The 5,921-nt window shown below is 55.2% G+C and carries 7 protein-coding genes and 1 pseudogene; 2 read left to right on the top strand and 6 right to left on the bottom strand.

What is annotated here, in order from left to right; genetic code table 11:
- Positions 1-94 precede the first annotated feature (94 nt).
- Positions 95-502: pseudogene (locus tag Q0349_RS14025) on the top strand (hypothetical protein); the annotation flags it as partial.
- Here the strand turns inward: Q0349_RS14025 and Q0349_RS01800 are convergent.
- The 6 genes from Q0349_RS01800 to Q0349_RS01775 all read right to left on the bottom strand — a co-directional run bounded on the left by Q0349_RS01800 (position 423) and on the right by Q0349_RS01775 (position 5,058).
- The gene (locus Q0349_RS01800) at positions 423-1,037 is read right to left on the bottom strand and encodes a hypothetical protein (RefSeq protein ID WP_298079114.1); all 615 of its coding nucleotides are present in this window, start codon (positions 1,035-1,037) and stop codon (positions 423-425) included. The pseudogene Q0349_RS14025 and the gene Q0349_RS01800 overlap by 80 nt on opposite strands.
- Positions 1,038-1,113: 76 nt before the next feature.
- Positions 1,114-1,788 carry an electron transport complex subunit E gene (locus tag Q0349_RS01795; RefSeq protein WP_298079113.1) on the bottom strand — a complete coding sequence of 225 codons (675 nt, stop codon included), beginning with the start codon at positions 1,786-1,788 and terminating at the stop codon, positions 1,114-1,116.
- A 130-nt stretch (positions 1,789-1,918) separates the two neighbouring features.
- Entirely contained in the window at positions 1,919-2,479 is a 561-nt protein-coding gene (locus Q0349_RS01790; RefSeq protein ID WP_298079112.1) for an RnfABCDGE type electron transport complex subunit G, read from the bottom strand.
- A gap of 142 nt (positions 2,480-2,621) precedes the next feature.
- The gene (locus tag Q0349_RS01785) at positions 2,622-3,968 is read right to left on the bottom strand and encodes a DUF6882 domain-containing protein (protein WP_298079110.1); all 1,347 of its coding nucleotides are present in this window, start codon (positions 3,966-3,968) and stop codon (positions 2,622-2,624) included.
- A gap of 17 nt (positions 3,969-3,985) precedes the next feature.
- Entirely contained in the window at positions 3,986-4,909 is a 924-nt protein-coding gene (locus Q0349_RS01780; protein WP_298079108.1) for an RnfABCDGE type electron transport complex subunit D, read from the bottom strand.
- Positions 4,906-5,058, bottom strand: a complete 153-nt coding sequence (locus Q0349_RS01775; RefSeq protein ID WP_298079106.1) for a hypothetical protein — start codon at positions 5,056-5,058, stop codon at positions 4,906-4,908. Before Q0349_RS01775 ends, Q0349_RS01780 begins: the two co-directional genes overlap by 4 nt.
- Before the next feature lie 293 nt (positions 5,059-5,351).
- On the opposite strand from Q0349_RS01775, the gene Q0349_RS01770 reads away from it, so the two are divergent.
- Positions 5,352-5,819: a DUF3592 domain-containing protein gene (locus tag Q0349_RS01770; RefSeq protein ID WP_298079104.1), complete on the top strand. Its 468-nt coding sequence runs from the start codon at positions 5,352-5,354 to the stop codon at positions 5,817-5,819.
- Positions 5,820-5,921 lie beyond the last annotated feature (102 nt).

The raw sequence follows: 5,921 nt of genomic DNA, 5'->3' as shown, positions 1-5,921 counted from the left end.
TAAATTTTTAGTATTTTAAAAATAAAAGCTATTTTTTATTTATATACTGTTGTATAATAACAAAGTATAAAATAATAGGAGTTAGGAGTTTTAGATGTTATATAATATAAATTTGTTAGGTTTTTTACTTATTACAGTTTCATTCTTATTTGGGATAAAATTACCTGATTGGGATTTTAAATTAAGACTTAGGCATAGAAGCATATTAACACATAGTCCTTTTGTTACAATAATTTTTATAACCTTATATGAAACAAAGACAAGTTACTTTTTTAAATATTTTATAGTTGGTTTTTCAACTGCAATAGCAATACATATTCTTTTTGATTTATTTCCAAGAAAGTGGTATGGAGGAGCACTATTAAAAATACCTTTTAATAATATAAGTTGTTCAGAAGAAACAACAAAAATTTTCTTTACTATTACAGCTTTAGTAAGTATATTCTTAGGAATATTTTATATGACAGATATACAAGAATATTATTTTGTATTATTTTATTCATTCTGTGCGGATTTTCTATTACTTCTACCCTTATGAGTGAAAAATAATAAGGAACAAAAAAATGGGATACACCCAACCAAATTCCTGCAACCAACAGAAATATCATGCCACTGGTTTCTGAAAGAATTATATAAAAACTGTCATTTAGGTTTATTTGTCTTAAATACATAAACAAGAGAAACAATCCTGAAAAAGAGCAAAATGGCAAGCAGCTCAACAAAAATATTGTAAAATTATGAATTTTATCGAGCAGTGTTTTTCTGTCTAACTGACTGTCTATATAATCAATTTCGTTTATCTTTATACTTGTTTCCCGCAGACGGTCTTGTAAAATTTTTATTTCATTTCCTACGCTTTCATCCTCCTGTTTTTTATATATCCGCAGTAATCTTTCATATTCCACCTCCTTTTCCCTGTATTTTATGATTTTGTATCTTACGGTTTCCCGGTTTTCTGCTCCCTGATTGAGCTGGAGCGTCAATACGTCCTGTTCAAATTGGGCAAATTCTTGCTTGAATTGTTGGAAAGTTTGCATGGCACTGCTCCTGTGCTGATGTATTGGTCAACGTTCTCCCGTTCAGGCGTCCCCGTCCCTCAGAAGGGAATCCCTGTTACCGGGAAGGCGCGGAAACGGGCTTTTTCATTTTACGTCGTTGCAAGCGCGTATTGACCAGGTTCTTTCCGGCAATCAGCAGGCCGTAGCAGAGGAATGCGCCGGGTGGCAGCGCGGCGAGGATGAAATGGCTGTCGCTGTGGTAGAGGCGGATGGTGAGGTCTATGCCGTGGCCGAAGATGCGGTCGGCACCGGCGAGCAGGGTGCCGTTCGCGAGTATTTCCCGCAGCGCGCCGAGAGCGACGAGGACGCAGGCGAATCCCGCGCCCATTGCCGCGCCGTCAATGGCGGCGGGCAGTACCGGGTTTTTCGCGGCGTAGCTTTCGGCGCGGGCGATGATGACGCAGTTGGTGACGATCAGCGCGAGGTAGATGCCAAGCGACTGGTAGAGCGGGTAGGCCAGCGCCTGGATGAGGATTTCGACGACGGTGACGGCGCCCGCAATCAGCAGCACGAATACCGGGATACGGATTTCCGGGCGCAGCCAGCGACGGGTGGCGGCGACGAGGACGTTCGACAGGGTCAAGACGAAGATGGTCGCCATGCCGAGGCCGAGGGCGTTGATGGTGTCGGTCGAGGTGGCGAGCAGCGGGCAGAGGCCGAGGATTTGCACCAGGGCGGGGTTGTTGTGCCAGAGGCCGTTGGCAAGGGTTTTGCGGGTTTCGGGGGTCATGGTTTTTGGAGATTAGGTTGGTGATGCGGGTTTGTGTGGTGGTTGTCCCCGCCTTTGCGGGGCGGGAAGGAGCGGGGAAGTGTGAAATTTGCTGCGGTTTGTTGGGTTACGCGCTGCGCGCTAACCCAACCTACGGTTTTTGTGGCTGTTTTTGTGTAGCGCGCAGCACTTCGGCCACCTGGTTGGTGACGGCGCGCGGGGTGATGGTCGCGCCGGTGAAGCTGTCGATGTCGCCGCCGTCTTTTTTCACCGCAAGGCGGGTGTTGGCGAGGCTTTTGCCCGCAAATTGCAGTATCCACGGGTCGATGCGCGCCTCGATTTTGTCGCCGAGGCCGGGCGTTTCTTTGTGGGCGAGGACGCGCACGCCGAGCAGGGTCTCGTGGTCGGGGGCGATGCCGATGAGCAGCGCGATTTCGCCGTTGTAGCCTTTGTAGGTGCTGATTTGGTAGTAGGTGCTGCCGTCGGCGGCGGTGTAGCGCTCGGCGGGTTCGTCGCCGATTGGTACGGTTTCGCCGTGCTCCAGCAGTGCCGGGTCAATGTCGGGGTTGATTTCGCGGTATTGTGCGATTTTCGCGCCGTGTTGTTGCGCTTCGATGCGGTTTTTGGCGGCAAACCAGGCGATGCTGACGGCAGCAAAGGTAACGGCGGCAAAGGCGGCAAGGCGCAGGGCGGCGGTGAACGGGGTTTTCATGGGTGACGGGGTCAGGTTTTCGGGGGTGGGTGTAAGCGGCAGAATCGTAGGGTGGGGCTTGCCCCACCGTTGAAAACCGAAGTGTTTTGTTGTGGTGGGTCAAGACCCACCCTACGGGCTCCCCACGGGGTTTCCGGTTGTTTCAGGTGTAGTCAAAGGTCATCAGCACGAGGCGGCTGTGCGGTTCGTAGAGGAGCAGGATGTCGTCGGCGCCACCTTCGCCCCAGCAGTAGCTGGCATCTGCCGCGATGCAGATGAAGCGCCTGCCCTGGTAGCGGATGTCCGCTTCTTTGTCCCAGTTGTCGTAGTCTTCGCCAGTGGTAAACGCCGCTGGCGGCTCTATGGTGGACCAGTTGCCCTGGTAGAAGTAGGGCAGAAAAATTGGCGGGCCACCGAAACATGGCAGATTGTAGTGATCGAGCCATTGGACGACCACGCCGCTTTCGCGGTAAAGCTGTTTGATTTGCCGGTAGCTGGCGCGCACTTTGGCGAAGTATTTTTGCGCGTCCGGGGCGGCATTTTCGCCGAGAAAGTAGTCTTCCTCGGCGAGGAAGCGGTAGGTGCCGTCGTCTTCAAGGTGGAAGCAGAGCCAGTTTGCGCCACAGTAGTCGGTGTACGTCACTTGGGTATCGCCACCGATACATCCTTCGTTGGGTTTGATGAAATGCAGGCGGACATCGCCCAGCGCCGGATCAAGCGAGGCGAGGTCAAAGCTCGCGAGCGGCAGCAGGTATTTTTCCAGCCAGGGCTGGGCGGCGCTGAAGACGGTGCTTGCTTCCGGGAAGTAGTCGATGTGCGCCGGTTGTTTTTCCGGCTGCGGCACTTCTATCTCAGCAGTTTCCGGGCGCAACTCTGGCGGCAGGCTGTCGAGGTAGGCGGCAATGGCGACTATGGCGGCTGAAGCCTTATAGCGGCGGCAAAGGCTATCAACGATTTCTGTGATGCTTTCTTTGCTGCGCGGCGGCGTCTGCACCGGCCGGGGCAGGTAAACCGTCATCAGCAGCATTGAGTCCCGCCCCGGATTGGGCAGGCGTTCCTTGAGGAGGTATGGGGCGTTTTCCGTGTTGTAGCCGTCAGCATGGTTAAGCATGACGGCAAGGGCGCCCAAGGCATCATTCTGTTCGTATGCGGCCATCGGCCAGCCGCTGCGGCTCAGCCATTCGATGCCGTGCTGCTCACCCCAGGCTTTGAGATGCAGGGCATCGCGCAAGGCTTCTGCCGGGTAGGTACCCGGCGGATCGTCCCACGCCCATTGCCAGCGGCCATCGTCTCCGTGACCGATGAATTGCACGCGGCAGACGGTTTCACCAAGGCGGGCGGTTGCTGTGTCAAGGTCGATGGATTCGAGATACCGCCCCACTTCCCGCAAGGTTTGCTGACGCTCAAGGCAATGGCCGAGGTATGGCAAGGCGAGGTCGCACATTTCCTCGCGTAGGGCGCGGTAGGCGGCGTAGTCGGCAGGGGGGAGCGGGTTGTCGTAAAGGCTCATGGTTTTTTTCTAGTGGTTTAGCGGTAGCGCGGTTGGGTGAGCGGGTCAATCAGCGGCACCAGGCCGTTGGCGATAAGGATGGCGAAGGCGACGCCGTCGGGGAAGTTGCCAAGGTTGCGGATGGCGACGGCAAGCGCGCCGACGAGGATGCCGTAGAGCCAGCGACCGCGCGGCGTGGTCGCAGCTGTGACCGGGTCGGTGGCGATAAAGCAGGCGCCGAAGATAAGCGCGCCGCTCATCAGCTGGCTGTAGGGGTTGAGCGCGAGCGGCATCGCCAGCCAGAAGATAAAGGCGGCGGCGATGGCGCCTGTCAGGGTGGAGGCGAGCAGGCGCCAGTCGGCGGCGCGGGTGGTGGTCAGCCAGATGCCGCCCGCGAGCCAGGCGAGGTTGAGCAGTTGTTGTTGCCACGGCGGGTAGAGGGCGGCGAGCGGCTCACCGGCGATGCGCAGGATGCGGCTGTGGTCGAGCAGGGTGGCGGCGCTGGTGGCATCCACGGGGTTAAGCAGGGAGACGGGCGCGGCGGGCATCCCGCTCATTTGCGCGGGAAAGCTGATGAGCAGCACGGCAAAGCCGACCATCGCCGGATTAAACGGGTTTTGCCCGAGACCGCCGTAGAGGTGTTTGCCCAAGAGGACGGCGAAGACGGTGCCGATGAGCGGTATCCACCACGGCGCCAGCACCGGTAGCGACAGCGCCAAGAGGACTGCGGTGACGAGGACGCTGCCGTCGCGCAGCGGGGCGTAGGGCTTGCGGCGTAGCCAGAGGACGGCGGCTTCAAGCGCGTAGGCGGCGGCGATGGTCAGCGCCAGTTGGCCGAGCCAGCGGCTGCCCTGCCAGTAGAGGAGGACGAGGACGCCGGGCAGGGTCGCGGCCGCCACTTGCAGCATGACGCGGCGCAAGGGCGGCGCGGTGTGGAGATAGGGTGAGGTGGACGGGGTCATTGGTGCTCGTCCGGCTGCGGACGGATGGGAATGGCGGTGTCGCGCATATGTTGTTTGAGTTTGGCGTGGGCGATGCGGCGTTCTTCGCTTTTGGCGCGGGCGGCGGCGAGTTTGGCGTCGCGGGATTGTTTGGCGGGGTCGTCGGTCATGGGGGATGCCTCTGGTTGTTTGTTGTTTTCCGGGTGCGGGGTGGGTTTGACGTTGGTGGACGTTTCGGCATTGGTGCCGGAATCGCGGACGTTACCCCCATCCCGGCCTTCCCCCGCTGCGCTTCGCTGCGGGGGAGGGAGTAGAACGGCGAATGATTTGACAACTGTTCGTCCATTTTTCCACCGAACTGCCCCTCCCCTGCAGGGCGAAGCCCGCAGCGGGGTAGGGTTGGGGAGGTGCTTATCCACCGAATTGCAAACAGCCTCTAGTTTGACCTCAGGAGAACAAAAATATGGCAAGAAAAAATTACTTCCCGTTGGCGCTGGGATTAACCATTATTGGCAGTTTTATGATGGCGAGCGGCATTAACCGGGTTCGCGTGCAAAATATACTGGAGAAACAGGGCATATCCGTGAAAGGTGAATTGCAGGCTGCAGAAATGAGTGGAGGAGTTCCTCCCGGTATAAAAAGATTTTATAAATTGCACATAAATTATTTGGGGCATCATGGCAAATTTGGCGTCGATAGAGAAACGTTCAGACGCTATACCCGTGACGGAAGCATTGTGCCGGGTACGACGGTAGAAATTCTTTATCTGGAACAGAACCCGGAAACCGCCGAAGTCAAGGAAATGATGGGCAAATGGTTTTACCAATTTCCTGACGGGCCGGGAAGCCGCATTATTGTCGGCTCAATTTTTCTACTATCTGGTCTTGTGTCGTGGATACAATTTATTCAGAGAAGAATACGGAGGCGATGATTAATACCCATCCACGCCAATTATTTTCACAGCGCAGGACGGTTGAAATATAGCCATCCACCGAAAGTTTCAGACAAGGCGCGCCGCTGAAGGCAGTACGCG

Origin of the sequence: uncultured Cardiobacterium sp., from assembly GCF_938028185.1 — a bacterium.
Classification (GTDB): Bacteria; Pseudomonadota; Gammaproteobacteria; order Cardiobacteriales; family Cardiobacteriaceae; genus Cardiobacterium.
The sequence above is the reverse complement of the archived record's forward strand: the minus strand, read 5'-3'. Positions and strand labels throughout refer to the sequence as shown.

What these genes read in the sequence shown, in the direction of transcription:
- Q0349_RS01800 (WP_298079114.1), bottom strand. Translation starts at nt 1,037, where the DNA reads ATGCAAACTTTCCAACAATTCAAGCAAGAATTTGCCCAATTTGAACAG.
- Q0349_RS01795 (WP_298079113.1), bottom strand. Translation starts at nt 1,788, where the DNA reads ATGACCCCCGAAACCCGCAAAACCCTTGCCAACGGCCTCTGGCACAAC.
- Q0349_RS01790 (WP_298079112.1), bottom strand. Translation starts at nt 2,479, where the DNA reads ATGAAAACCCCGTTCACCGCCGCCCTGCGCCTTGCCGCCTTTGCCGCC.
- Q0349_RS01785 (WP_298079110.1), bottom strand. Translation starts at nt 3,968, where the DNA reads ATGAGCCTTTACGACAACCCGCTCCCCCCTGCCGACTACGCCGCCTAC.
- Q0349_RS01780 (WP_298079108.1), bottom strand. Translation starts at nt 4,909, where the DNA reads ATGACCCCGTCCACCTCACCCTATCTCCACACCGCGCCGCCCTTGCGC.
- Q0349_RS01775 (WP_298079106.1), bottom strand. Translation starts at nt 5,058, where the DNA reads ATGACCGACGACCCCGCCAAACAATCCCGCGACGCCAAACTCGCCGCC.
- Q0349_RS01770 (WP_298079104.1), top strand. Translation starts at nt 5,352, where the DNA reads ATGGCAAGAAAAAATTACTTCCCGTTGGCGCTGGGATTAACCATTATT.